Here is a 25,388-nt window from a genome sequence, read left to right as displayed (position 1 = left end):
ATCCGCTGAGGCCTGACATCCATTGAGGATTACAACATAACAGCACCAAGCCCGCTGAATTGCCTGCTCACAACCCAGATTGCCACCAACCACAATACCCGTGTTCTAGAACACGTTACGACTGAAGTTCAACTTCCCCCAATGCTTCGGATACACGATCATCCTCAGCACGTCTCTCAAGATACCACGCCAACCGTTCTTCATCCTGATGAATGTTAGAAAACGTCTGTCGCGTAATGTTCGGCGTGTGCTCCGCAGCTTTGTTGTAACTCCACTCCCCCGATACAATGCGTTCTAGAGCGTCAACAACGTCCAGAAATCCGGTTTCTTTATTGTCATAGTTCGGGTTGAGATTTGGGGTCAAATAGCCGTCGTCGGTCGTGAACCCTGTCGGAGCTGGACCGGTCCACTTGCCGTCTTCACGTGCTCTACGCAGGCCTGATTTAGTTCGACGAATTAGATTACGTCGCTCTTCTGCGGCAACCTCGGCGATAATTCCTGCCACCATACGACCTTCTCCCTCGGGTTCAATACGTCGAACGCTCCCGTTGGTGACGTGGATGACGGTCCCAGTTTCCTCACAGACTGTAAAGAATCGTTGTGCGGCTAATCCGTGTCGGGCGACTCGTGAGACTTCCCAGACAACCACATCAGTATAGTGCCCGTCTTCAATATCTTCGATTAGTTGGTTGAACTTTTCGCGGTCGCGTTTCGCACCACTGGCCTGTTCTCGGTAGAAGTCGACTTCGGAGACAGATACATCGTTGTAATCCAACCAGTCTTCGATGTCGGACAGTTGGTGTTCGTCGGATTGGTCTTCTGTTGAGCGTCGAATGTATGCCGCGTAACTCCGACCTTGAGCCATTGTTCGAGTTGGAATTTACAGGCACCCGCCCTTATAAAATAGGGAAGGTAATTTACAAGTTGTAAATTGACGGTCGTATATTTACATCCAACCCGGGGAATTGGCCTCTATTGAAATTCTCAGTAGATGATAGGTTGCTGCGTTCGTGCTGAATACAGGGCGCGTATGTTGCACCGTGGTTTCCAAAGCGCGTCGTACGGAAATACCCCCGATCCAGAGAATGAAGTGACCAACAAAATAGTGTATGCGGGGCTTCAACTCCTCTGCCATGGCTACCATCTCGACGTTGCTCGCCACGGGTGGATTGGCTCTTGATATTCTTGGAGCCGCGATTATCGCTCTGCCAGATATCCCGAGAGCCAAACTGATATTGTGGTCAGCAGTCGTAAGGCGGGGGTTGAATAGAATGGAGGGTACCGGTATTCGTGAGGGAGAACGGGGCTACGGCCAGCTCAAGAAAATCCTTGAAGCTCATTACAATGTCGAGTTCCCTCCCGATGTGTGGGCAATGAGGGTAGGGTTTTACACAATGTCCAAGTATGGCTACGAGACCGTGTACCTGTTCACAGACCCGGATGACGAGGATAAGCAGGTTGCTCTCGGGAAGGATCTCGGCCTTGACGTTGATTACCGTGTTGTTAAGAAGGGGCTTCAGACGCGGCTTGACCGACAGCAGGCGTTTATTCGCGGGGCTGGATTCCTGCTCCTTGGTACCGGTTTTATTTCCCAGATAGTAGCACGACTTATCGTATAGTAGGCAAGCGAGCTGAACAGCTGATTCACCTCGATAGCTCTGAAACGAAGTAATCTGCTCTGTTACACACACTCTGTATTCAGCACGGTCTCAACAAACTATCAGCAGCCAAGATGTCCGACAGGACCGTATATTAATTGTTGAATCTAGACCCAACACGTGAGAGGTCAAGCATTTTCGAGATGTGCTTCGAGGCAACCTCTTTCTGATCAAGCTCAGCGAATACTTTCTTAGCGGGTCTGGGTGTCACGTCATATCCATCGCATACATCTTCCAGTCCCTGTGGAAGGTACAGGTACCGCTCATCTGCATCGTAGTCGAGGAGATCATCTCGTTTGTTCTTCACCTCTCTCCGGCCCTTTTTCAGGGTTGCCTGCGCGATGATGTCTGAACTATATTTATCCACACCAACGATGTCAATGTCTTTTAACGTCCGGCCACTGGGTAACCTAAGTTCGAAATTATCATGGCACTCCTCAATGTCCCGCCGAGCTAGCAACTCAAACTGGCCTGACGAGAGCGACCAAACATCCCGAGTTACACTACTACCATTAACGATTGCCCGTATCGCTCGCTTGCTAGCAGTTGGATAACGTGAGATTGTTGGTCCTTGTTGTGATCGCGCGACAAATATAACGGGACATTCCACAAAATCAACGTCGATATAGTCGTTGATGTCAGCAACTTTGTAGACCCGTTCCTGACCGTCAAAATGACGTCGAACAAATTCGATTTCAGTTCCTGATTCAATGACGCCGACTCGGGTGAATTTCTTGCTAATCATCCCGTATGTAACACCCACCAAAGCGCCTTCTGAAGTTGCTTCGCGTAGGTCGCGGATATCATTCCTTGCATATCGACTCGTTGAATCAATGTCGTAATCGGAGGGTTCAACCGACTCAAAGTCTGCATGATGTACAATGATCTTCCCTTCGCGGCACATCTCCTCAATTAACCTCTCAGGGGCGGTCATACCGGCATGACGGACATAGAAAACATTTGGATATGCGTCACCTGAACCCCGTTCGATGCCAACCAAATTATTTGGTGCTGACAAGTCTCTTATCATGACACATAATGTCCCCTAGCCATTATGATTATTACCCTGATATTTTCAGGTGCTGGCTGAGAACCTCAATGGAAGGGAGCTTAGTACGACTTCCATGTAGGCATATCGACGCTGTTCCTCTTAGTGGGGGCACGGACGTCCCTTCCGAGGTATCTGCTCCTCATATTTATCGTGATGTCATACATTTTTTCTTTATCGAACTTACCTGTGAACTCATAGTTGTCCAATCTAGACGGCTGGCCGTTCCAGACTTGTGTTATCGTTTCGTATTCAAGATCGAATGGGTTGCTGAATGGATATGTCAGGCATAATCGTTCGAGGTTATTTCGCACAAAAACAGCCTCAGCATATTCTTCGATTGCCTCTTCAGGATCACGGCAATTCCGGATTCGGTGGGAGAGAACATCATCTCGGGTGAGGTATGCGCTTCGCCCAAGACCTGTATTACCATCTTCTGCAGAATACTCCAAGTCACCTTTCTCGACCCCTTCCGTGACGCGCGTCTCGAAATAGTTCTTTGTATCGTAAGCCCAGTGGTACTCAGCCGCGTCAAGGAGCGTACCGTTTCGGTTGTTTGGGATTTCTAAGTTGGGGAGCGGGTATGCACAGTAGGTGTGCTTTTCTGTGATCGGAGGACGCTCCCACGATTTTTTCGAGATTCCCATCCTAAGCCGCTTTAGGAAGACACCGTGGATTGCGTCAATCAAGTAGTCAACGAAGAGATGGTAGATTGTGTCGTCATCTCTGTATCGACTTTCACACAGGTAAGCCCATGAGTAAGGACGGGAAGCAGAACCAGTTCGGAACTGGCAGCTGTATTCAATGGGTACACCTTGTAGGGTAGTTTCGCCATCCCAAGTGTGGCCATCTTCAATATCAGGTTCAGAAAGGCCTGACCGATGAGCACGGAGCGTACCGATTACACTCGCCAATCGCGGATATTTCAGTACCTTAACTCGGACTTCACTAACCTGATTCGAGATTGTTTGTGGGGTGACGTCGAACTCGCTCGCGAGTTCGTTAGTCGACATACCGTATTCGTACCGCAATAGGTAACGCTGTGCGGCTTTCCGGCCGATACCAGAGATGTCTTCAGATATGCTATCAACAACAGGCTCCATCTCTTTGAGTGCAGCTTTGCTTCCGATAGTAGTCTCGTTGGGAGGGATAATCTCATCAAGTGCCCCCGTCATACTTCTAGGGTCGAATTTCTCGTCCATATACCCACACAGTATGAGATATGGGATAAATATTTTGCCTATAGAATGGTACCTAATAATTTATAGTATAACTTTAATAAGTTCTATTAATTGTAGTTAAATTTTTAATACCGCGTGATAGTGTGTTAACTATTCAGACGAGTTTGGGAATCTCCTATAGAAAACCAAAACTCGGCTGCTAGAATGATTCTGAAAACCCCGAGAACCGCGTTCTAGAACACGAACATCCCCACGAAAGCAACCTAAATATGAATTCCAAAACTCAGCAAGAAGAAGAGAGGATACAGGTCTGGATGAAGCCCGAACAGATAGACGAACTCCGAAACGCCACAGTCGAAATCAGTCAACCCTATCTCTCCGGTCGCAACGATGCCCTGATAGCACTCATGGCCGACACAGGACTCCGAGTGAGCGAAGCCGTCCATATTGAAACCGAGATGATCGACTTTGACGACGGCGTTCTACGGATTCCAAGCCACATTCAGAAACAACCCCCTGAAGGACAGAGGCCACCAGCCGCGCTCTCCCTCGCTCCGGAAACCCTCCGAACTCTCCGGACCTACCTGAATAGTCGCTGGAAGGACTCAGACTACCTCTTCCCTAGCAGGCAATCGGAACGTATGACCACCGAAACCGCTCGGAACATCATCGAAGACGCCGCCCTCGAAGCCGACATTCGACCCTATCGAGGTGTGGGGCGTGGAGAACCGAAAGACGTGACGCCGCACACACTCCGGCACTCGGTCGCGTATCGACTTCTAGCACGAGAGGACGAAGGTATATACAAGGTCAAAAGCAGATTGCGTCACTCCTCGGTGACAACCACCGAATCAATCTACACCCACTTAGACGTCGCCTGATTTTACTGCGGAAAAAGAAGTCTTGTGCTAGAAATCGAACTCCTCAGAACGCAACCGTGCAATCCCGTCAACCACCCCATACCGGACGATAACCCGGCCTAAATCCGTTATTTCGTGATACCGAGACCGGCTTCGAGACGGGTCTTCGTGAGTGACGACAAGAGCAACCCGGCGTAACTCTCGGATAGCATCCTCAACACCCCATACAGGCCATTTGAGATAGGTGCTAAGCCTGCCAGATTCCAACCCGTCAGAATCATCTAGCAGAGTGAGCAGATCGATGTGCCGGTCTGCGGTCCTCGCCATCCGTCGATAATCCTCTTCACTAAATAGACTGTCAGCAGGGAGGTCGTTCATACTTGAGGTGTTGAGTCTGCTCCACTATGAGTTCTAGCACGGGATACACCACTGGTTCCGGTGACATCACCAGTTCCGCTGGGGTCAGAAACACCATCAAAAACTTATGTATAATCAATCATGGCGGTGTTCTAGAACTCATAGAAATCACAGCAAGTTACCGGCCATCGTTACCCCTGATAGGTTACGATACATAAGTAAACCAAATCACAACCCATTGGGGTACTATCTGTAGGTATTAACATCTATAGCCCTACTAATCGTGGGTTACCCGAAGATCGTAACGAGTTTTTGTAGTTATTTAGTAACGAATCGTAACCCATCAAACCGGGACGATATAATAGGGGGTTCCACCCTGACCCAAAAGATGGGTTACTGATTTTTCTACGAAAAATCAGTTATCCGATGCAGAATCGACAAGACGGAATCCGAATTGAGAGGAGTCGAAACCAACCCACATCAATCCTCAGACTGAGTTATGAATTCGGGGGAATTGAACCAAAACAGACACCCATCTCACTTGTATCACCAGTACCCAATCGAGTCGAATCCAGAAGGAACCCAAGGTGTTCTAGAAACCGTGGCATCTCAACAACTCGTCATCACTGAAACCACTCTAATCTGGAATCAGTCCACAACTCGAATCGATACCCTACGTGCAAAGTGTATAAATCGATATGAGACCCAAGTCCATCAGCTCTAGAACACGTCGAGGCTCTTTCTGAATGTCGATGTAACCCACCTTCTATCCCGGTGGATATCTGGGGGGATTTGGCCGGGTCGTGAGTAGCCGTAGTGAAGAAATCCAGAAGTCTAAATAGTCGTGTTAGCCGCTCTCTCGTGTATCTATTTTGCACAGCCGATGTTTCACGGTTACATTTTCAGGCCGTCCCCCAGATTGGGGTGGTAGTAGTAGTAGTAGTAGTAGTAGTAGTAAGAAATTATTGTTGTTGTTGCTGTTGTTGCTGATGTTGTTCGGATTTGGGTGGTGTCGTGAAATCACCACCGCCAACAAGCGACCGAAGATTCTAGAGTGGCAAGAGAGCGTCCAACACACCACGATAAAATCTTAAAATTCCTCATCCCACCTAAACACAGGGCGACCAAATCCCCCCATATCCAGATTGGTTTTCGAGGGCGCGTGCTGGCGTGTTCTAGAGGGTCGTGGGACCGTGTTTTTCGGTGACGGTCGCCCAAATCAGTCGTCATGTGTTAAGATTAAGATTTGAGTTGTCTAGCAAGTGCGGGGGTGGTGAAGGTATAAAGGCAGGTACTATCAACGAGGGAAAAATGACCGACACAACCAACGACGAACTCGCTCCGAAACACATGGACGGTGAAGACGTCTATAAACGTCAACCTGACAATCTCGTCAGTATCGGCCCGGAAACTGAGACGATGACCATCGAGGTTGACAGGAACATTAAAAATAAGATTCAACATATTGCTAACGAATCTCCGTCCGCAAACCGCGAGACGTACAACGCGGCGTTTAAAAACTATGTTGAAGGAATTGTCAACAATAGTTTCGAGGCTCGTAGTGAGAATATTGCGAAGAACACCGAGCAATTGCTAGAGATGGTTGAGGCTATGAGCCAAATGCTGATGGCCGTCATTGACGACGAGAACGAGCAGGCGAAAGAGATAATCGAGACGTTCGACGGGGTTGTTGCTGAACGCCGTCATGAACGCCCGGAACACAAAACCGATCGGAAACTCAGCACTGCAATGTCCATTCTCAACGGTGAAGTCACCGAAGAAGAGGTCGCAAAAAAGAAGGAAGAAGCGGATGACTTCGGTATCGTTGATGGTGTTGAGATAGCAGACCGATTCCTGTCGGTTTATCGTGAACATGATGTGGGTGATGCGTTGGCGTTGACGCGAATGGCCGAGTTAGGCGGTGAGCCGGTGAGAATCGACTGCAATGACGACATCAAAGAGATTGAACGGTTGGTTGAGGAATATCGTATTTCTGTCTTGTTAGGTCCGTCCGCGATCACCGGCGACCACCACACCATGTCGTCTAAGCGGGCGATGGCGGCTGTTGTCTATGCGCGTGTGAATTATATCATTAAGCAAAGTGATGAGGATTCACTGTCCGTTGACCGGGTTAAAGAGGTGATGCGGGAGGTGCATCCCGACCGGAGTGACCGGCAACTGTTCGACCGGAGTGACCGGGATACCTATTTCGATGTGTTGATGGAGGAAACTGGTTTGCTGTGGATGCCTCACGGAAAGTTAGCGACGGACCCTCACTCCCGGTTTAATGAAACTATGAGTTTGGGAAGGGCATATAATTGGAATCTCCGGGATATGGTGAGCAGTATTCGGGGCTATGAGCGTGATGAGGATATGCGTCAACACAAGGGGTTGGACGTGGAGCGGTCGTCGGAAGAGATTAATCGTGAGGTGATGATGGAGCGCGCGAAAGTTGCGAAACGGCTCCACATTTGTGTGGTTCGGTCGTTGAATTATCTTGCTTACCAACAGCCTGCTGACGAATCCAAACATGAGGACATTGTGGACAAAATGCGTCTTGGGGCGTCTCTTATTAAATCGGACGTGAAAAAATTCGGCAAGGATGGTGACGTTGAGAGGGTGGAAAAGGATGTTCACGGGCCGAGAGTCTATAATTATGACCGTATCACGTTGCTTGGTTGGTTTGAGGACGAGTTTGAGGACGCCTAGGGGTTTTCAGAGTCGGGGATAGAGTGTCGTCTGATGTGTAGAAGTTGTCTATACTGAGTTTTTGTGTGCAACATGATCAAAGGCGTGAGGTTTGGGTGTGAAGTTCAACAGCGTCTAGGTGTTCAGCTCATGTCGAATGCATCCCGTCTAGCAGTTCGTTTGTCTGACTCTGACCTGACGTCGTAGTGCTTGTCGAGAACCTTGGGAGACACATCACACCGGTCACTCACCAACTCCTTACGATGTCCTTGATTGAGCCAAGCAGTAATCGATGATCGCCGGATATCGTGAGGAGACACCGAAGAAGGGCACTTCGCTGCATGCTCTCTACTTTGATATGCCTCACAGTCGTCCTGACTTCGATCGTGCGGGCACTCGCCTGTGTACAAGCATGGTTGCGTCACCTGTGTGACTCTGGCCCTGAGTGTATTGACGTGCGCACGGCCTTGTCGCGTTGTGAACAGTGGGTCGCGATCGAAGTCGTCAGTATTGTCGACGCGTTTCTGGTCAACATAGTCTTCTAGAACGTCGCACACCCACGCGTGGAGGTTCACCTGACGTTCACCGCCGTCTCCATTCTTTAAAGGTGTACCTTCCACCGACCGATGATGGAGGTCGACGTACATCTCTTCTAGATAGACATCACTGAAATCTAGAGAGCGTGCTGCGCCAACTCGCATTCCTGTATCCCAAAGGAGCGCGAATAGTGCGTGGTTGAACGATGCGTACTCGTACTTCCTGAGGTAATCGAGAATCTGTTTTGCCGTTTCAGGGTCGATGCTTCGGTCTTTTGATGGGTCTCCAATGTTCGGGACGATAATCGACTCTGATAGACCAGATTCGACAGCGTTCCACGCTTCGAGGTGACGGACGAACACCCTGAGGTTGCACATATTTTTGTGCAGAGTGAGGTTTGAGATTCCGTCCTCGTCCCGACGATGGATTTTGAAGTCGTGAATGTCGAACCCGTCTAATTGTTCTAGCGTGTCGACGTCGTTCAGCTCACACCATTCGACGAATCGACGGAGGAGGTAGCGATAATTCTGCAGGGATGATTTGCTTACCTCTGATTTTCGTTCTGCGAGATACCTATTGACGGCCTCTTTTGGACTAATTTTCCGAGTCATGGTTTGGTATCCCGTGCGGCCCAGTTCCCCGGCAGTCAGAACGTAAGTCTGCCCCGCGCGCGCCGATGGGAACGAGTCCTTCGTGTCGAAGGTGGTCGCTCCCGGTTGTGACGGCTCCTTCACACGGAGCAGGTCGGCAATGAGGGGTGAGGGGTGCCGAACCCCGAGTCTGAGTAGAAGGCCGAAAACGGCTGTTTGAGGCCTTCTACGCGCAGTTCGAATCTGCCCCAACCCATCACTTCTGTTGATGCTATTGAAGGAGCAGGTCGGAATCCACATCGAACGCAGCGAGGTGGGAGTCAGCGAGCAACTTGTTGCGAGTGAGGTTCGAATCTGCCCACCCTTCCCAATAACCCACACATCGACGCCAACAGAACAGTCTCCAAAACGCATCCATCTAATTGTCAGGACAGTCTCAAAACGGAGACGACAGACTATCAACTTCCGATAGTGAAACAATTCTTTGACAGTTAACTGAAACAGTCAGAAGAAAACAATCGTGGGGATTGAACTATCTCGGATTTGCCGAAATCAACCACCCAGTCCGGCCTAAAAGACAGGCTAACCTCATAATACAGTCACGTAAATTGATAGTCACGTCAACGAGTTACTGAAACAATCTCGTCACCTTTTGTCCGTCGATTCGGTACGTTGTCATCGCAGACACATGAATATCCGAACACACATCGCAGGGATACTTGCCGTCGCCGCATTCGTCACAGTGGCGGCGACAGGTGTCGGCTTTGCCGCCCCTGCTGGAACAACACAGGCAGTTGATGGGCCAAGCACACAGGCAGTCGGAGCCCAGTACGCACAGGTTCAACAACAACAACAGACTGGACAGTGTCCATATCCGGTAAACGAGTCGTTCGAATCGTACGACGTGGGTAACCTCTCTGCACCATCGTCGGTGCAACCCGGAGAGACGGTGACGGTGACGGCGGACATCACGAACCCGAACGACGCACCGCTGGTTCAGTGCGTCGAGTTCCGCCTCGAAGGTGACGTCGTCGAGCGGAGAGGATGGGCACTGAACCCGAACGAGACTGAGACGATTACCTTCGAAGTCGATACGGAAGGTCTCGAAGAGGGTACCTACATCCACGGTGTCGAAACGCGCGACATGGGTGAAGTGACCACCCTCACCGTGAGCACCGAACAACCAGCCACGGCGTCAGTCCAGTTCGACGACCAGACCACCGACGGTAACTCGGTGGTCGTCGCGGAAGCCACACTCTCAGAAGGTGGGTTCATCGCAATTCACAACGAGAGCGGTGACGTCATTGGCGCGTCCGAGTACCTCGAACCCGGTGACCAGTCGAACGTGACGGTCGACCTCGCAGAACCGTTGACCGAGAACGCGACGCTCACCGCGATGCCGCACCTCGACACCAACGACAACGAGGTTCTCGACTTCCTCACCTCGAACGGGACCGAAGATGGCCCCTACACGGTGGATGGCGAACCAGTCACTGACGACGCGAACGTGACGGTCGAGGCCGCGGAGCCAGAGACGCCAACTAACGAAACCGAGACGCCAACTAACGAAACTGAAACGCCAACTAACGAAACTGAAACGCCGACCAACGAAACCGAGACGCCAACTAACGAAACTGAAACCGAGGCACCAGCCACCGAAACTGAAACTCCTGCTGAAGAAGCGACCGCGAGCGTTACGTTCGGCGACCAGGAGTCCGATGGGACAGTGGTGACTGTGTCGAGTGTGTCACTCTCTGAGGGCGGATTTATCGCAATCCACGCAGAAGATGGTTCCGTCATCGGTGCGTCCGAATATCTCGAACCGGGAGAGAGTTCAGGGATTACGGTCCGCATCGACGAACCGCTAACCGAGGACGCCACGCTCACGGCGATGCCACACCTGGACACCAACGACAATCAAGAACTCGACTTCATCACGTCTGATGGGGCAGAAGATGGTCCCTACACCGCGGACGGTGAACCGGTGACCGACACTGCAGAGATAACCATCGTCGATGGTGAAATGACGGAAGAACCGCCAACTGAAGAAGAATCGCCAACTGAAGAAGAAACCCAGACTGAGTCAGGCGGGTCGGCAGAAGCCTAACTACGGAGATACGGGACTGCACCGGTCTGTCCACACGAGAGGCACAGACACGTTGCAGCCGATTTTTTTTACTGCGTCTCGATGCCTGATAGTGGCGACTGCGTCTGGTTGCCACTCCTGCGTGACTGGGACCGTTGGGTTACAGTCCGAGCGCAGACAAAATTTCGTCCGGGACGGTCAAGATACCGAAACTCACGAGGAGAACGACGAGCACCGTATACCCGACAGAGATGAGGAAGTCTTTGGCGAAACTGCGGGTCGTATACGGTTCTGGTTCGCCCGAGACGACGTCGATTGCACCCTTGTGGAGTAAGACGAACCCGGCCACGTTCGTCAGCCAGTACCCCGCGATGACGCCCGGGAGGAACAACTCCCGCGAGATGAGGGCGACAGCGATACCGAACGCGTACGCCAGTGGGAGGTTGACGACGAGGTCGTTCCACCACGACAACGGCGAGAGGACGAACCCGACGACTGCGAAGAACCCGCCTTTGACTCGCCGTCTTTCCATACAATTAGATATCGCTCCGACACGAATAGTGTTGTCACCATTTGTCATAGGGAGTGAAAACGAAAACGGCAGATAGACCTCGACACTCAGACGCCGAGTTCGTCGACGAACTCTGCAATCCCCGGGACTGTCAGATCGGGGGTCGGGCCGAACGGTTCCCACGGCGAGTTCTTTCGGTTGGCCCATACCCCTTGCATTCCCGCGTGTTGCGCACCCATCACGTCGAACCACGCGGCGGTCACGTGGGCAATCTCGTCGATTGCGGTGCCGGTTCTGGCGGCGGCGTGGCGGTAGAGTTCCGCGTCAGGTTTGAACACCTCGACTTCGTCGGCGCTGACGATGCCGTCGAGGAGCGTACGGATGTTCGCGTGGTCGACCATCGAATCCAGCATCTCGGGATTCCCGTTCGAGACGACGTAGCAGGCGTACCCTGCGTCTCGGAGTCGTTCGATGGACGCTCGCACGTCGTCGAACACGTCGAGTTCGTGGTAGACGGAGAGAATCTCGTCGCGTTCGGTCTCAGACACGGCTACCTCGTGGGCGTCAAGTGCGTACTGGAGGGCGGCACGGTTCACCTCGTAGAACGGGCGGTACTCGTCGACGTGGTTCCCGACGAACGTGTATTCGAGTGAACGGGCGCGCCAGAGTTTCGAGACTGGTTCCGGGTCGGTGACGCGGTCCGCCAGCGCCTTCTCGGCGGCGTCGACATCGACGAGCGTACTGTAGGAATCGAAAGTGACGGTCGAAACGCGGTCAGGGTCGAAAGCCATGTCCGAGACGTACGGTGTGAGGTTTGTTAACTCTGTGTTGGTCGTGTGGAGTGGACCGATATCCTCGTTCGGCTCACTCGATATCTGTGTTCCAGAGCGTCACGAGGATGACGGCGTCTTGTCTGTCGAACGCCGGACTGGTCTCGTCTGTCGTCCCGAGTTCGAACAGGAAGATTGCCTGATTGTCGTCCAGAACGATGGTGCCGTCGTCACCGATGTACGGTTCGAGGAACTCCGCAGCGTCCTCCTGACCGTTGTATCCCTCGACGGTGGGAACGTCGTCACCGTCCCGGAGTACGAGCACCTGGTCTGAGTCACTCGGGCGGCTAGACCGAACGGTGAACCCACCGTCGAATTCCGCTTCGGCAGTGATGGTGATGTCATCGCTATCTGCACCTGTGGTAGCGAACGTGTGGTTCTGGCCGTCGTTGATGTTGGACCACGGTTGATGCGATTTTCCACCGACTCTGAGTGTGATATCGACTGGGACGTCGTTTCCATCCCCGTCTTTGATAGCGCTGCCAATCACGTCGAAGTCACTACCAAAGTCCGTCTCTACGACGATGCTCCCACCACTGATAAGGAACCGAGCAGGTTCGGTCGACCCTCTAACTTCGAGAGGGATAGTCGTCGTATTACCCGGTGCACTCGAGTTGGGAAGGCTGACGTCGACCGTGTCACGCTTGATGTGGACGACGTCAGTCGGTGCCCGATACGAGAGGTACGCACGACCCGATTCGTCAGTGACGGCCACCGGTCCATCGAGTGGTGTGACGTTTCCACCGAGTAGGGTCGTCGTGGTGAAGTCGACCTCCTCGCCGGCGACAGGGGCCCCGTACTCGTCGAAGACTCGGACGACGAGCGTCTGGCTTCCGTTCACTGGGACCGACTCGTAGTCACCTGATTCAGTGACGAGGTACGTTGCGGGCGTCGGTTCGACTGCCGTACCGACGCTGATGCGCGCGATACGGAGGTCGTACGTCTTCCCAGAGACGAGTTCGATGGTGACCGTCGATGGGTCGCCATCGGGGTCACCGGCGACCACAGCAGCGTATGGTTCGCTGGCGAGGAGGTCGGACCAGTCCGACTCGTCGAGGCGAGTCGGGACCGAAATCCGAATCGGCGTCCCGTCGTCGACGACCGGAAGTGGTTCGCTCCGGACGGAGACAGCTGAGAGTTTGATAGTTTCACCAGCGGTCGTGTGTCCGTCGAGGTCGCCTTCGAGGACGACGAGCGTCACGGTCGTTCCGTGGACGAGCGACTGGCGATGGACGACGACCTCACCGTCGGATTCGAGGTACGACACGCCGGATTCGATGACGAGCGATTGTGATTCGCGCTCGGTGTAGTCGGGGCTGTAGACGAGCGTCGTCGCGTTGCCGAACACGTGAGTCGAATTGTTCCAATACGCCGCCTCGTTGCCAACCGCAGTGACGTTACTGAGCGTCACCGTACCCCTCTCAGTCGTGGTGAACGTGCCGGTCGATTCGGGTGGAGAGACGACCAGGTATCGCTGTGGGTACGTGGTGTCCGTCTCGACGGCCACGCTGCCAGTTGGGTCTATCCCGGCGGTTCGAAACACTGCCCCGTCGACACTGGCGAGGTCAGACGCCACGCGGTGCTGGTGGTCTGCTTCGTCGCCTGCGGTCCACACGGGCGTCCCAGCCAGTTGGACGACTGCGATAATCGAGATGACCAGTCCGAACGCGAAGAGGAGTCCGAGAATTTCGGACACGCCGCGGTCAGTTCGGTCGACCGGTCGGGTGAACAGAGCGTGGAATGACATGTCTGTGGCCTCCTATTCCCCCACCGGGTCTGGGTCGATATCGGAGTCACCGTCGGCTTCTTTCGGGTAGGTAGCATCTGTTAGGTCGACGTACGTGCCGGCGTCAATCGTGACGAAGTTACCATCGATATTCGACCGGGGGAGAGTGATGTACGATGACGTCGCTTTGAGCGTGACGTCTCCACCGGTGACGATGGCGGCTTCCTTTCCGGATAGCTTGCCGGTGGTCGAGGCGATTGTGATATCTTCGCTCTTGGTCGATGCGATGTTCGCTCCGACGAGGGAGATACTCCCGTCGATGGTGCTGTTGAAGTCGCCGTCGACAAGGGCGACAATACCGTCGAAGTTGGCTTTACCGTTATCCGACCCAATCGTGATTGAGGACTGGCTCTGGGCCGCTGAGAGTCCTGCCCCAGCGAGGTCGACACCCTTGTCGCCGGTGATGTTGATGTTCTTTTGACTGGAGATGTCGACATTTTTGCCGTCCACAAACCCATCTGACGAGGCGACCGAGATGGCCTTGCTCTTCCCACCTTTGTAGTTGGTCAACCCGGCACTTTTTAGGTTGACACCGAGGTCACCGCTCACGGTAATCTCCCCATCAGCAGAGAGTGAAGCCCCCGTAACGTCTACAGTACTACTTGTCTCGACGTCGATGACCCCACTAGGAGCGGTGAGACTCACACCAATGGCTTTCACGGGGTGGCCCCTGCCGTTGACTTTGATGTCTCCGTTAGTCGACACCGCGTCAGTGTGCAAGGAGACTCCGTTCCCAATGAACGTAATCGAGTCGTCCGAGATGATAGTGCCGTTACTTGGTGGGACAACGAGGACGCCGACGGTAGCCTCGTACGTTCCTTCTTCGAACGGCACCCTCGTGTCATTCCCATCATACAGCCCGTTTCTGTTCTTATCGTCGTAGGCGAACCCGGGGTCGTCGACGGCCGCGACGAGGCCGCGACGCGTCGTGGACGAACTCCCTTCGCGGAGTTCGATGTCGAAGGTGACGCTATCGACAGTGGTCAGGTTCTCGTCGAGAACCTCGACGTCGAACTGGTCTTCGACGATGCCGTTCGTTCCGTCGTCGCCGAAGAGACTCGATATGCTGTCAGGTGCGCGGTAGAGGAACGTGGCGCGACCGTTCGCGTCAGTTCTGGTCTTGATGCTGTCGCCGTCGCGCGCCCGAACGTCGCCGTCGGTCCCAGCGTCGTCCACACGGACGACGGCGTTTGGAACGGGGTTGTTCTGTGCGTCACGGACCTCGACAACTGCTCGGTGGGTCGCACCGGGAGGGACGACTGCGTCGTCACCGGCGATGTCGACGATGTAGACCGGGTCCTGCAAGGTTCCGTGCGTATCGATGCCAACACGGGCGATGTGGAGGTCGTACTCCTTTCCGGGGACGAGCGTCACAGTCACCACGTGTGGGTCGGTGCTGTCGTCGTACGAGACAGACAGCACGTTCGGTTCGTCTTCGAGGAGTTCGTGCCACGTCTCGTTCGAGAGGTGGGTCGGGACGGAGATACTGATTGGTCCGTCCCCATCAGTCACCGTGATGTAGTCAGTCCCCGCACTGAGCGGCGTGACGCTGAGCGTCATCGCCTCGCCTGATGCAGTGTCGATGTTCCCTTCGAGGAGCACCAGTGAGATTCTGTTCCCGTCGACGAGCGACTGGGTCGCGCCGACTTCCGACTGACTGGTTCCGTCGGAGTACGCCGTGTACTGGACAATCCCTTCGTGCGTGAACACAGGGCTCGACTGGAGGTACTGGTAATCGGGCTGGAAGGTGAGCGACTGAGCGTCGAACGTCTTGTCCGTGCCGTCCCAGTACTCGGCGGTCCCACTCGTCGTGGCGTTGACGTTGGAAATTGTCACAGTCGCTGGAGAGGTCGTTCGAACGGTGCCAGCGCCTCCCGCCGGAGAGAGGAACAACGCACGGGTGGGGTAGTTGACGCCGGCCTCGACGGAGGCGCGGCTTTGTGTCCCCATCGATGCGGCAGCGACGCTCTCGTCGAGCGCCGCAAAGTCGCGCTCTGCTTCGGTCAGGTGCTCGAATTCGGTCTGTTGGTTCCACGCGGGAACGGCCGAGACCTGCACCATAGCGACGACGGAGACGACGAGCGCGAACGCGAACATCGTACCGAGGATGGCCGATGCGCCCCGCTGGTCGGAGTGAAGGTGCGAGCAGTCGCTTCCGAAGCGTGCGACGAGTCCGCGCGAGACGTGCCTGAGTGGCGGTTGTGTGTGTTTGGAGGGTTGTTTGTGAGTCATGGTTCTACACCAATGCGAAGGCGACGAGCGCCAGCGCGGACAGTCCGAGGGCGTACTTGAGGCCACTGAGGGCACTGTTGTCGGCTAACTTTCCGGCGAGGAGTCCACTGCCCACCGCCTGGACCAGCGCGGAGTGGAAGAACACCACGTGGAAGTTGGCGAGTGGGACGGACGCGATTGCGATGGGGACGGATTGGCCGTTCGACGCCGTGGTGGGCACGGTCATCTCGGCGAGGGGGCCGAGGTAACTCGCACCCAGCATCAGGATGACGAACAGGTACACGAGGTAGCCCATCACGACGATTGCGATGTACGACCCCATCGCGCGACGGCGGGATTTCTCCAGTTTGTACCGATTCCGCGTGTCTTCGGCGGCGACGCTGAGAACTCGCGAGAGGTCACCACTCGTTCGACCACCGCTGGCGATGAGGCGGATGACCCGCGAGAGTTGCGGGACGTCGAGGCGACTGGCGAAGGCCATGAGCGCCGTGTGGGCGTCGTAGTTCCAGCTGATGTCGTTACGGAGCGCGCGAAGTTCGTCGGCGAGGGCACCGCTCGACCACCGCGAGACGAGTGCGAGTGCTTCGACGAGCGGGATACCCATCTGGTTCGCACTCGACAGCAGGTTGAGCGTGTCGGGGAAGCGCTGTTCGAGGGTTCGCTCGCGGCGGGTTCGAAGTTCGTGGAACACGGTGAGCGGGATGGCGACGATGGCGAACGGGAGGACGACCAACCAGACAGTCGTGTTGTACGGGTCGGCCAGCATGGCGTCGATACTCGGCGTCGCGAGGCCGAAGGAGACGGCGGCGAGAGGTGCGACGAGTGCGATGGGCACCGTGATGACGGCCGAGAGGTACGGTTGTCGGCGCATGATGTCGACCGGGTCGCCGACGAGTTCGCGGAGGTCCGAGACGACGTTCGCACGGCGGTAGTGGTCGTAGCGAGCGTCGACGACGCCTCCGTCAGAGGCAATCGTGTTGGAGTCACCCCAGCGTTCCTCACGGGCACGTTCTATCTCACGGCGGGCGACAGCGCCCAACTCCCGGAGAGTCGTCCAAATCTCTTGGACGATTGTGCTGTCGTGTTTCGTTCGGACCGTGTCCTGCGTGTACGGGGCCGACAGCACGTCGATGAGGAGCAAGAACAACGCCATCCCCAGCGGGAAGATGAGGTAGTTCAGCGCGTACAGTTGGACGAGCGTGTTGCCGCCGAGGAAACTGATGACCATCAGGGTGACGATGAGCAGCAGTGGTGCGGCGACGAACGCTGCGACGAACACCTCGGAAAGCATCGAGAGCGTCTCGATGAAGTCTTCCTGTTCGTCACGTGCTTCTTCGAGGTAGGTCGACGACTCGCGGTCCAAGAACGCGGTGACGTCGCCACCGGAGTCGAGAACCGACAGCAAGTCGTCGAGGAACTGTTCGAAGTTGAGAGACGGCGTCAGGTTCCGCGCGTTGCGGAGCGCCGTGAACAGGTCGTTCCCGAACAGTTTCATGTCGCGGTCTATCATTTCGAACTCGCGAGACACCTCGCCGTAGTCGGGCGCATCCGCCACGGAGCGGATGACTTCGAGGAAGCTCATCCCACCGTGGCTGAGGGCGTACATGTAGACGATTGCGTGCGGGAGCAGGATGTCGACGCTGCGGCCACGCATCTCGGCGCGACTCCGCGGCAGGTAGTACCGCGCATAGTAGGTCCCGGCACCGGCTAGTCCGCCGAGCAGGAGTACGAGGAGTGTCCCGAGGATGAGGACCTTGTACGGGAGCAACGGCGCGATGAGGTTGTAACCGACGCCGACTCGCACGGGACTCGACGCGTTCGCGAGCACACCCATCTGGGTGAGGACGAGCGTCACAGCGAGTCCGAGGAGCGACCCGAGTGCCGCGGCGACGAGCGCCAGTTTCACGGATTGCGTGAGGTAAACGTCGTAGGTCGTCCCGATTCGCGTCTGGTTCAACCAGCGCTGGAGGTCACGGTGCCCCGCGGGGTGGCGCTTGAAGTACGTGCGAATGTACCCGTAGCGCTCGCGGAGGCGACGGACGTCTTCGGGCGAGTCGTCGAAGTGTTCGCGTGGGAAGTACTGCTCGACTTCGTAGTCGGGCAGCGGGACCGAAGAGGGGGAGTCAGCGGGCATCGTCGTCCTCCGAATCGGTCTCGTCGCTCACGTCGTCATCAGCAGACGCGTCGGCGTCTTCCTCGGACGTGTGGTCGGTCGTCGTGTCGTCTGCCTCGGGAGGTTCGGCGGCGTCATCGTCGCTGGCCGCGTCGCCGACAGCGTCGTCAGCGGCGTGGTCGTCGTCGACTGATTCGTCGTCTCCAGTGGCGTCCCCGTCCTTGGGGCCGCCGACTTCGATGTCGAACAGGTCCGAGAGAATCTCCTCTGCTTCTGCGGCGAGTTCGACGTCGTCCAGCGGTTCAGCAGCGTCGGGTTCGGCGGTGCCACCGTCCGAAGCGTCATCGTCTTCGTCAGATTCGACGGTCGCGAGCGAGGTTTCCGCGTAGACGTGGGCGAGGAGGCTCTCGCGGTCACGTTCGAACCGGCGAATCATCGCCGACACGGCGCGGTAGTCGTCGATTCCCTGTGCGGCGATGTAGCGAAGCACGTCGGCACGAATGTCGAGTTCGTACTGGAGTTCGGCCTGAGTCCACCCGCGCTCTGCGGCGATTTCGTCGAGAATCTTCGACTCGCCGACTCGTTCGTGCGCGTCGTTGGTCGGGTTTCGCTTGAACACGTCGCGGAGTTCGACTTCGCCTTCGTGGTCGACGCCGACGATTTCGGTGACAGCGATGTTGCGGCGCGTCCGGTCGCCGTCGAGGTGAATCTGCTTCTGGACGGAGATGATGTCGAGGTCCGACAGCATCTGCGAGGGCACACCGAGCGGTTCGTTGCGCATGCGGTGGACGACCCCTTCCGACGAGTCCGCGTGGAACGTCGTGTACGCGGTGTGTCCCGTCGCAATCGAGTGGAAGAAAGTCAGTGCGACGCGCTCTTCCGTCCGAATCTCACCGACGAGGAGGTACTCGGGACGCTGTCGCAGGGCGGCCTGCAAGAGCGCATACATCGAGACTTCACCGCGGCCATCGGCCGTGAAGGTGTCGCGCGTGACCGACTGAATCCAGTTCTCGTGCGGCAGGGTAATCTCGCGGGTGTCCTCGATGGAGACGACCTTCGCGTGACCGGGGACGAAGAACGACACCGCGTTCATCGAGGTGGTCTTTCCGGACCCCGTCCCGCCCGCGAAGATGAGCGAGCGGTTGTTCTCGATAGCCAACCAGAAGTACGCCATCTGCTCGACGCTGAAGGTGTTCCAGCGAACGAGGTCGACCGGCGAGAGGGGTTCGTCCGCGAACTTCCGGATGGTGAAGTTCGACCCGCGGGTCGCCACGTCGGACCCGAGCGTCAACTGCACGCGAGAGCCATCCGGGAGGCTGGCGTCGACGAGTGGGTCGGAGACGGTCACCTGCTTGCCCGCGCGTTGCGCGAGGCGGATGGTGTACGACGAGAGGTCGCCGTCGTCGAAGACGACGTTCGTCGGCATGTCGCGGTAGACGCCGTGGAAGATGTACACCGGGACGCCGTCACCGTCGCAGGAGATGTCCTCGATTCCGGGGTCACGCATCACAGGGTCGATACGGCCGAAGTGGATGAAGTCGCGGAGCAAGAAGTAGAACAACTTCCAGAGAGAACCATCTTCGACCGTCGCGGCGTGTTCGGAGATTATCTCACGAGCCTCACCGTCGAACACGTCTTCGCGGTCGCCGTCGTGGTCGAGGTCACGGTACAGCAGGCTGTTGCGGAGAATCTTCGTCAGGTCGTCACGGACGAACGTCTCGAAGGGGTCGAGGATGGGTTCGCTCACGTGGTATCTGTGTTCTCGCTGGTCGTGGTCGTAGAGAATCGAGACGAACGCGAACGGCTTGTTCACCCAGTAGTGTTCGACGTCTTCGACCCCTTCGAGGAACGAGAAGTCGAAGAAGTTCTCTTCGATGAATTCGTCCGACGGGGTCGGCGCGAACGCCGTCTTGTCGTCGATGTCGGCGAAGAAGGCTTTGACCTCACGGAGCACCACCTCGCGGAGCGTCTCCGGCGTCTCTCTCTCCTCTGTGTCGGAGTGTTCGGCCTCGGAACCGATGTCTTCGGGGCCGTACTCGATGCGGGCCGCTGCTGGGACTGGAAGCTCCATCGCACGCGCGGCCATCGCGTCAGGACCCGTCGTCGGGACCAGTTCGGTGCGCCCCGAGCCATCTGCTCGGTACGATTCCTCGCCTTCGTGGCGGTCGGTCTGGGTGTTCTTGTCAGGAGTCGCCATACTCTTGAAAATGTGAACGGTCGGAAAGCGTGTAAGTATGGAGCGACTAGATATCCGAATATCAGGAGTTATGACGGTCCTACCTTCCGAATTAGGAGAACATTCGTTCGGCCAAGGTACGGCTTTTCGTCCGTTATGAGACCAAAATTGCCGGGGATTTTCGGGTCGTCGCGCACGACCAGCCTAGTGGTCGTCGTCGGGGAGTGTCTGCCAACAATCATCTTCCACCCTCTGTGAGTATGGTAATGAGACACACAGCCCGTCAGTCGTCAGAATTCGACCGTTCAGACTCGCCGACGCCTTGCGATTTCGGTGGTTCTTGTGGGGTGGAAACGGGACGAAGTTTCAAGAGAGGACACGTTGTATATCAAGATGTATTATGGATATTGCTGATATCGCCACTCCTGATTTCATCGAGGTCGACGTTAACGAGCGATTAGGCAAAGTCCGCTCTATCTTCGAGCGGGAAAACCCTAAGGGCATCATCGTCGTGGAAGACGGCGACTACGCGGGTGTCATCGGTGAGAAGCAACTCATCAACTCGCACGTCGAAGACAACACGAAAGCCGCTGCGCTGACGAAAGCGGTCCCGAAAATAGACCGACACGAGGACGTGCGCGAAGTCGCACGCATGCTCGTCGAGGGAGACACCAAAGTCGCCCCCGTCTACGAGGGCGCACAGCAGTACGGCATCATCACGCAGAACGGCATCCTCGAAGCCGTTCTCGAGAATCTCGACGCGCTGACCGTCGAGCAAATCTACACCAACGACGTGGTCACCATCGGCGAACGTGACCACCTCGGACAGGCCATCAACCGACTCCGCGAACACGGCATCTCGCGTCTCCCGGTCATCGGCGGTGACGGACGACTCGCCGGCGTGCTGACCACCTACGACCTCGTTGAGTTCATGGTTCGCGACGAAGGGCGACAGGGGAAGCAAGACCGTCGCGGTGACACCGACCGGATGCTCGACCTACCGGTCTACGACCTGATGACGAGTCCCGCGCTCACCGCGACGCCCGGAGAGAGCGTCCGTGACGCAGTCGCTCGGATGCTCGAAAACGACATCGCAGGTCTCATCGTCACCCCTGAAGACGACGACGGCGAAGTCCTCGGCGTGCTGACCAAGACCGACGTGCTCCGCGCACTCACGTTCACCGAAGAAGAACACATGGACGTGCAGGTCACGAACATCGGCCTGCTGGAGACGCTCGACCGCACCGACATCGTCTCGGCCATCACCGAGGTGGCGGACAAGTACCAGCGGATGAACGTCCACCACGCCCACGTTCGCTTCCACGAACACAAAGAGAAACTCCGCGGTACGCCCCTCATCCAGTGCCAGATTCGCCTCCGCACCAGCCACGGACAACTGGCCGGCAGTGGCGAGGGCTACGGCTCTGAACACGCGTTCCACGTCGCACTGGACAAACTCGAACGCAACGTCCTCGAAGTGAAAGGCTTCGAAGCGGACGAGCGCTACCGCGGCCAACTGCTGCGCAAACTGAACGAACTGTAAGCAACGCACTCCGGGGTGGTACGGGCCCACCCCCGTCGACCTCTTTTCTTAGAACTCGGTGCTGGCGAGGCCGCGGTCCGTAATCTTGAACGTCGCCGTCTCACCAGCCGGTTTGGCTCGGTGTTTTTCCAGCGTCGCTCGTCGGTTCCCGCCGCGGAAGCGGTCGAGACGAAGCACGGTCCCAGTCCAATGTTCGAGCGTGTGGCCACCGAGGGCCCGTGTTCGGTCGGTTTCGGGGTCGGAGTACACCTGATTCGTCAAGACGACGGCCAAGTCGTGTTTTCGTGCGAGTGAGAGGAGGTGCGTCACCTGTCGCGCGACGCGTCGGAGCGATTCACCACCGTCGCCCTCGGCCGTCCGTTCGAGTCGATAGAAACCCGTCGCGGAGTCGACGACGATGAGGTCCGCCTGTTCGACGAACTCTTCGGCGTCGCGGACGGCCTCTTCCTGGTCTTCGAAGTCGTACGCCTCGCTGATCATCAATCGCGAAGTCACAGTCTCCACGTCGGCGGGGGCGGCCGCTTCGGCGAGTTGCTGGAAGCGATCTACGGACAACCCCTCGGTGTCGATGTAGACGACGGTCCCGCCCGCGGCGGCGACGTTGACGGCCGCCGAGAGAGCGACGTTCGTCTTCCCTGCGGCCGGTGGTCCGTACACTTGCGTGACGGTGCCGCGTTCGAACCCACCGTCGAGCAGGTCGTCGAGCGAGGCACATCCGGTGGAGACTGGCTCTGTCACGGACGGAAGTGCGCGCCACCGACCGAAAAAGTCCTCGGTCCACCCGGCGGCGGACCGGCGACTATAGTCGCGTTTGCAAGTCAGTGCACACTCAATCGCACGCAGTCGCGCGATTGGATGTGTATCCAATTGCAAACGCTACCATAACGCAACACGATTTATTCGTCACCACCGCTAACCCCCACACGTGATAGTCGTCGCCACCGCGGACTTCGAACTGTACCACGAAGCCGTGGCCGAACTGCGAAGTCGCGGAGTCACGTTTACCACCATCGAACCGGGCGACTCGCTCCCCGAGCAAGCGCGTGTTCTCATCACAAGTCCGGACGACGACGTCGAGTCAGACCAGCACGTCTCGCGCGTGACCGCGACTGGTGACGACGCCCGACGTGCCGTCGACGAAGCCCTCGCGACGCTCCGCGGCGGTGGCGGCCAGACAATCGTCGGTGTCGACCCCGGTACACGGCCCGGAATCGCGGTTCTCTCGGGGCAGACTGTCGTCGCCGCGTTCCACGTTCCGCTTGCGGATGCAGTCGACGTCATCCGGCGCGAGACGCAGGACGCTATCGACCCGGTCGTTCGCATCGGCGACGGTGCCCGCCTGCAAGGGGCGAAACTCATCAACGAACTCGACGGCGTCGCAGTCGAACTCGTCGACGAGACGGGGACGACGCCGTATCTCGGGTCCGGTGCGCGCGGGATGGGTGACGTTCTCGCGGCGGTCAACATCGCCCGGATGAGCGGTGAGAGAGTCGAATCTCGGGAGATAGAGCCAACCGCGGGCGAACTCCAGCGTATCAAGTCCCGTTCTCGCGAGGTGTCCGAAGACAACCGAACGATAGACGAGACGCTCGCACGACGAGTCGCCGGCGGCGAGTTGAGCATCGACGAGGCACTCGACGAACACCGCGCACAAGAAGAGTAAGTCGCCGGCCGAGTGCCACCCGTCGTCGTGTCTCTGTAGGGGAGAAGCGCGTAAACGAGACGTTGACGCGTTCTTCCCGGCGTTCTCAGCGTTATCCGTCGCCCCGACTTATGCCGATAGCGCGCGTAGTTCGCTTATGACCTCTCTCAGCACGAACGCACTCGACGAGTCCATCTCGGCGGCCCACACGGGGGCCGGGTGGGTCGACCGCTCGGCGTATCCGTTCGAATCGAAGTGCCTCGGTCTCTCTGCCGGTGCGGTTCACTACGTCGACGAAGGGCCGACAGACGGTGGTGCGGCGACGCTCCTGATGCTCCACGGGAACCCGACGTGGTCGTTCCTCTACCGACACCTCGTTCGTGGCCTGCGCGACGACTATCGCTGTGTCGCGCTCGATTACCTCGGGTTCGGTCTCTCGGAGCGTCCGTCAGACTTCTCCTACCGGCCGGAGGACCACGCCGCTGTCGTCGAGGAGTTCATCGACGAACTCGGCCTCGAAGACGTGGTTCTCGTCGTGCAAGACTGGGGCGGACCAATCGGTCTCTCGTACGCTCTCGACCACCCCGAGAACCTCGCCGGCGTCGTCGTGATGAACACGTGGATGTGGCCGGTGACCGACGACCCGCACTTCGCGCGGTTCTCACGACTCCTCGGTGGTCGAATCGGCCGCGAACTCTGCGAGCGCTACGACCTGTTCACCCGCGTCGTGATGCCGATGGGGTTCGCCGACCGCTCGAAGTTCACGAAGGGCGCGCGCGAGCAGTACTGGATGGCGAATCAGGGCGACCGAACCGGAACCGGCGTCTTCCCACAGGCCATCGTCGGGTCACAGGCGTGGCTCTCGTCGCTCTGGGAGCGTCGCACCCACATCGCAGACATCCCCGTGCGCCTCATCTGGGGGATGGACGACGGGGCGTTCCGACAGGCGGAACTTCGGACGTTCGAAGGCTTGTTCGAAGACTCCTCGACGGTTCGACTCTACGGCGTCGGCCACTACGTCCAAGAGGAGTTCGGGTCGGACCTCGTTCCCCTCGTTCGAGACTTCCTCGACGAGTTGTGAGAGACGGAGTGGTCCACACCGTGTTTATCCTCGGTCCGAGCGAAGCGTTCTGAATGGACCCTCGTATCACAGTCGTGACCCTCGGCGTCTCAGACCTCGACGCGTCGATTCAGTTCTACCGAGATGGCCTCGGACTGCCACTTCGGGACCGCGAACCGGACAGTGACATCGCCTTCTTCACGCTCGAAGGGTCGTGGCTGGCACTCTATCCGAGAGAGTTGCTGGCCGAAGACGCGACAGTTCCCGACGAGGGGAGTGGAGGGTTCTCGGGAGTCACGATTGCCCACAACGTCGCGGAGAAATCGGAGGTCGACGCAGTCCTCGAAGAAGCGAAGGCGGCCGGCGGGAGAGTCGTCAAGCCGGCCCAAGAAGTGTTCTGGGGCGGGTACTCTGGCTACTTCGCCGACCCGGACGGTCACCTGTGGGAAGTCGCGTACCCGCAACTCACCGACGACTGAGCGAGGGCCGG

At 56.9% G+C, this 25,388-nt stretch carries 19 protein-coding genes; 8 read left to right on the top strand and 11 right to left on the bottom strand.

Going from position 1 to position 25,388, the window contains the following annotated elements; translation table 11 throughout:
- Positions 1–115 precede the first annotated feature (115 nt).
- Positions 116–865, bottom strand: coding sequence for a recombinase family protein (locus tag GJR96_RS08440; protein WP_151162538.1), 750 nt, complete (start codon positions 863–865; stop codon positions 116–118).
- A 268-nt stretch (positions 866–1,133) separates the two neighbouring features.
- Between GJR96_RS08440 and GJR96_RS08435 the strand changes: the two genes are divergently transcribed.
- Entirely contained in the window at positions 1,134–1,619 is a 486-nt protein-coding gene (locus GJR96_RS08435; RefSeq protein WP_151162537.1) for a hypothetical protein, read from the top strand.
- A 133-nt stretch (positions 1,620–1,752) separates the two neighbouring features.
- Here GJR96_RS08435 and GJR96_RS08430 read toward each other — a convergent pair whose 3' ends face one another.
- Together GJR96_RS08430 and GJR96_RS08425 are read right to left on the bottom strand one after the other, a co-directional pair.
- Positions 1,753–2,592 carry a hypothetical protein gene (locus GJR96_RS08430; protein ID WP_151162536.1) on the bottom strand — a complete coding sequence of 280 codons (840 nt, stop codon included), beginning with the start codon at positions 2,590–2,592 and terminating at the stop codon, positions 1,753–1,755.
- Positions 2,593–2,768: 176 nt separating this feature from the next.
- Positions 2,769–3,908: a sigma-70 family RNA polymerase sigma factor gene (locus GJR96_RS08425; RefSeq protein WP_151162535.1), complete on the bottom strand. Its 1,140-nt coding sequence runs from the start codon at positions 3,906–3,908 to the stop codon at positions 2,769–2,771.
- A gap of 248 nt (positions 3,909–4,156) precedes the next feature.
- Here GJR96_RS08425 and GJR96_RS08420 point away from each other — a divergent pair, with 248 nt between their 5' ends.
- Together GJR96_RS08420 and GJR96_RS08415 are read left to right on the top strand one after the other, a co-directional pair.
- Positions 4,157–4,768, top strand: a complete 612-nt coding sequence (locus GJR96_RS08420) for a tyrosine-type recombinase/integrase (protein ID WP_151162534.1) — start codon at positions 4,157–4,159, stop codon at positions 4,766–4,768.
- A 1,647-nt stretch (positions 4,769–6,415) separates the two neighbouring features.
- The gene (locus GJR96_RS08415) at positions 6,416–7,813 is read left to right on the top strand and encodes a hypothetical protein (RefSeq protein ID WP_151162533.1); all 1,398 of its coding nucleotides are present in this window, start codon (positions 6,416–6,418) and stop codon (positions 7,811–7,813) included.
- 122 nt (positions 7,814–7,935) lie between these two features.
- On the opposite strand, the gene GJR96_RS08410 is transcribed toward GJR96_RS08415, so the two are convergent.
- Positions 7,936–8,940 (bottom strand): tyrosine-type recombinase/integrase, encoded by a 1,005-nt coding sequence (locus GJR96_RS08410; RefSeq protein WP_151162532.1) that lies wholly within the window; start codon positions 8,938–8,940, stop codon positions 7,936–7,938.
- Positions 8,941–9,607: 667 nt separating this feature from the next.
- On the opposite strand from GJR96_RS08410, the gene GJR96_RS08405 reads away from it, so the two are divergent.
- Positions 9,608–11,026, top strand: coding sequence for a DUF7282 domain-containing protein (locus GJR96_RS08405; protein WP_225317716.1), 1,419 nt, complete (start codon positions 9,608–9,610; stop codon positions 11,024–11,026).
- Positions 11,027–11,165: 139 nt separating this feature from the next.
- On the opposite strand, the gene GJR96_RS08400 is transcribed toward GJR96_RS08405, so the two are convergent.
- From GJR96_RS08400 to GJR96_RS08375, 6 genes are all read right to left on the bottom strand, one after another.
- The gene (locus GJR96_RS08400; protein ID WP_151162531.1) at positions 11,166–11,537 is read right to left on the bottom strand and encodes a hypothetical protein; all 372 of its coding nucleotides are present in this window, start codon (positions 11,535–11,537) and stop codon (positions 11,166–11,168) included.
- 86 nt (positions 11,538–11,623) lie between these two features.
- Complete coding sequence (locus tag GJR96_RS08395) at positions 11,624–12,307, bottom strand: haloacid dehalogenase type II (protein WP_151162530.1); 684 nt, start codon at positions 12,305–12,307, stop codon at positions 11,624–11,626.
- Positions 12,308–12,380: 73 nt separating this feature from the next.
- Positions 12,381–14,093 carry a hypothetical protein gene (locus GJR96_RS08390; protein WP_151162529.1) on the bottom strand — a complete coding sequence of 571 codons (1,713 nt, stop codon included), beginning with the start codon at positions 14,091–14,093 and terminating at the stop codon, positions 12,381–12,383.
- A 12-nt stretch (positions 14,094–14,105) separates the two neighbouring features.
- Entirely contained in the window at positions 14,106–16,364 is a 2,259-nt protein-coding gene (locus GJR96_RS08385; protein ID WP_225317715.1) for a hypothetical protein, read from the bottom strand.
- Positions 16,365–16,368: 4 nt separating this feature from the next.
- The gene (locus GJR96_RS08380) at positions 16,369–18,498 is read right to left on the bottom strand and encodes a type II secretion system F family protein (protein WP_151162528.1); all 2,130 of its coding nucleotides are present in this window, start codon (positions 18,496–18,498) and stop codon (positions 16,369–16,371) included.
- Entirely contained in the window at positions 18,488–20,674 is a 2,187-nt protein-coding gene (locus GJR96_RS08375) for a type II/IV secretion system ATPase subunit (protein ID WP_151162527.1), read from the bottom strand. Before GJR96_RS08375 ends, GJR96_RS08380 begins: the two co-directional genes overlap by 11 nt.
- 379 nt (positions 20,675–21,053) lie before the next feature.
- Here GJR96_RS08375 and GJR96_RS08370 point away from each other — a divergent pair, with 379 nt between their 5' ends.
- Positions 21,054–22,196: a CBS domain-containing protein gene (locus GJR96_RS08370; RefSeq protein ID WP_151162526.1), complete on the top strand. Its 1,143-nt coding sequence runs from the start codon at positions 21,054–21,056 to the stop codon at positions 22,194–22,196.
- A 48-nt stretch (positions 22,197–22,244) separates the two neighbouring features.
- Here the strand turns inward: GJR96_RS08370 and radB are convergent, their stop codons facing one another.
- Complete coding sequence (gene radB / locus GJR96_RS08365; RefSeq protein ID WP_151162525.1) at positions 22,245–22,934, bottom strand: DNA repair and recombination protein RadB; 690 nt, start codon at positions 22,932–22,934, stop codon at positions 22,245–22,247.
- A gap of 187 nt (positions 22,935–23,121) precedes the next feature.
- Here radB and GJR96_RS08360 point away from each other — a divergent pair, with 187 nt between their 5' ends.
- The 3 genes from GJR96_RS08360 (at position 23,122) to GJR96_RS08350 (ending at position 25,377) form a co-directional block, all read left to right on the top strand.
- Positions 23,122–23,859, top strand: coding sequence for a hypothetical protein (locus tag GJR96_RS08360; RefSeq protein ID WP_151162524.1), 738 nt, complete (start codon positions 23,122–23,124; stop codon positions 23,857–23,859).
- A 136-nt stretch (positions 23,860–23,995) separates the two neighbouring features.
- Complete coding sequence (locus tag GJR96_RS08355) at positions 23,996–24,919, top strand: alpha/beta fold hydrolase (RefSeq protein WP_151162523.1); 924 nt, start codon at positions 23,996–23,998, stop codon at positions 24,917–24,919.
- A 53-nt stretch (positions 24,920–24,972) separates the two neighbouring features.
- Complete coding sequence (locus tag GJR96_RS08350; RefSeq protein ID WP_151162522.1) at positions 24,973–25,377, top strand: VOC family protein; 405 nt, start codon at positions 24,973–24,975, stop codon at positions 25,375–25,377.
- Positions 25,378–25,388: the final 11 nt, after the last annotated feature.

Source organism: Haloferax litoreum (genome assembly GCF_009674605.1).
GTDB lineage: Archaea > Halobacteriota > Halobacteria > Halobacteriales > Haloferacaceae > Haloferax > Haloferax litoreum.
The sequence above is the reverse complement of the archived record's forward strand: the minus strand, read 5'-3'. Positions and strand labels throughout refer to the sequence as shown.

Excerpts from the sequence above, each read along its gene's own strand:
- GJR96_RS08415 (WP_151162533.1), top strand. The coding sequence starts at position 6,416 with ATGACCGACACAACCAACGACGAACTCGCTCCGAAACACATGGACGGT.
- GJR96_RS08390 (WP_151162529.1), bottom strand. The coding sequence starts at position 14,093 with ATGTCATTCCACGCTCTGTTCACCCGACCGGTCGACCGAACTGACCGC.
- GJR96_RS08430 (WP_151162536.1), bottom strand. The coding sequence starts at position 2,592 with ATGACCGCCCCTGAGAGGTTAATTGAGGAGATGTGCCGCGAAGGGAAG.
- GJR96_RS08355 (WP_151162523.1), top strand. The coding sequence starts at position 23,996 with ATGACCTCTCTCAGCACGAACGCACTCGACGAGTCCATCTCGGCGGCC.
- GJR96_RS08385 (WP_225317715.1), bottom strand. The coding sequence starts at position 16,364 with ATGACTCACAAACAACCCTCCAAACACACACAACCGCCACTCAGGCAC.
- GJR96_RS08405 (WP_225317716.1), top strand. The coding sequence starts at position 9,608 with ATGAATATCCGAACACACATCGCAGGGATACTTGCCGTCGCCGCATTC.
- GJR96_RS08410 (WP_151162532.1), bottom strand. The coding sequence starts at position 8,940 with ATGACTCGGAAAATTAGTCCAAAAGAGGCCGTCAATAGGTATCTCGCA.
- GJR96_RS08440 (WP_151162538.1), bottom strand. The coding sequence starts at position 865 with ATGGCTCAAGGTCGGAGTTACGCGGCATACATTCGACGCTCAACAGAA.
- GJR96_RS08420 (WP_151162534.1), top strand. The coding sequence starts at position 4,157 with ATGAATTCCAAAACTCAGCAAGAAGAAGAGAGGATACAGGTCTGGATG.
- GJR96_RS08370 (WP_151162526.1), top strand. The coding sequence starts at position 21,054 with ATGGATATTGCTGATATCGCCACTCCTGATTTCATCGAGGTCGACGTT.
- GJR96_RS08425 (WP_151162535.1), bottom strand. The coding sequence starts at position 3,908 with ATGGACGAGAAATTCGACCCTAGAAGTATGACGGGGGCACTTGATGAG.
- GJR96_RS08435 (WP_151162537.1), top strand. The coding sequence starts at position 1,134 with ATGGCTACCATCTCGACGTTGCTCGCCACGGGTGGATTGGCTCTTGAT.
- GJR96_RS08400 (WP_151162531.1), bottom strand. The coding sequence starts at position 11,537 with ATGGAAAGACGGCGAGTCAAAGGCGGGTTCTTCGCAGTCGTCGGGTTC.
- GJR96_RS08375 (WP_151162527.1), bottom strand. The coding sequence starts at position 20,674 with ATGGCGACTCCTGACAAGAACACCCAGACCGACCGCCACGAAGGCGAG.
- GJR96_RS08350 (WP_151162522.1), top strand. The coding sequence starts at position 24,973 with ATGGACCCTCGTATCACAGTCGTGACCCTCGGCGTCTCAGACCTCGAC.
- GJR96_RS08380 (WP_151162528.1), bottom strand. The coding sequence starts at position 18,498 with ATGCCCGCTGACTCCCCCTCTTCGGTCCCGCTGCCCGACTACGAAGTC.
- GJR96_RS08395 (WP_151162530.1), bottom strand. The coding sequence starts at position 12,307 with ATGGCTTTCGACCCTGACCGCGTTTCGACCGTCACTTTCGATTCCTAC.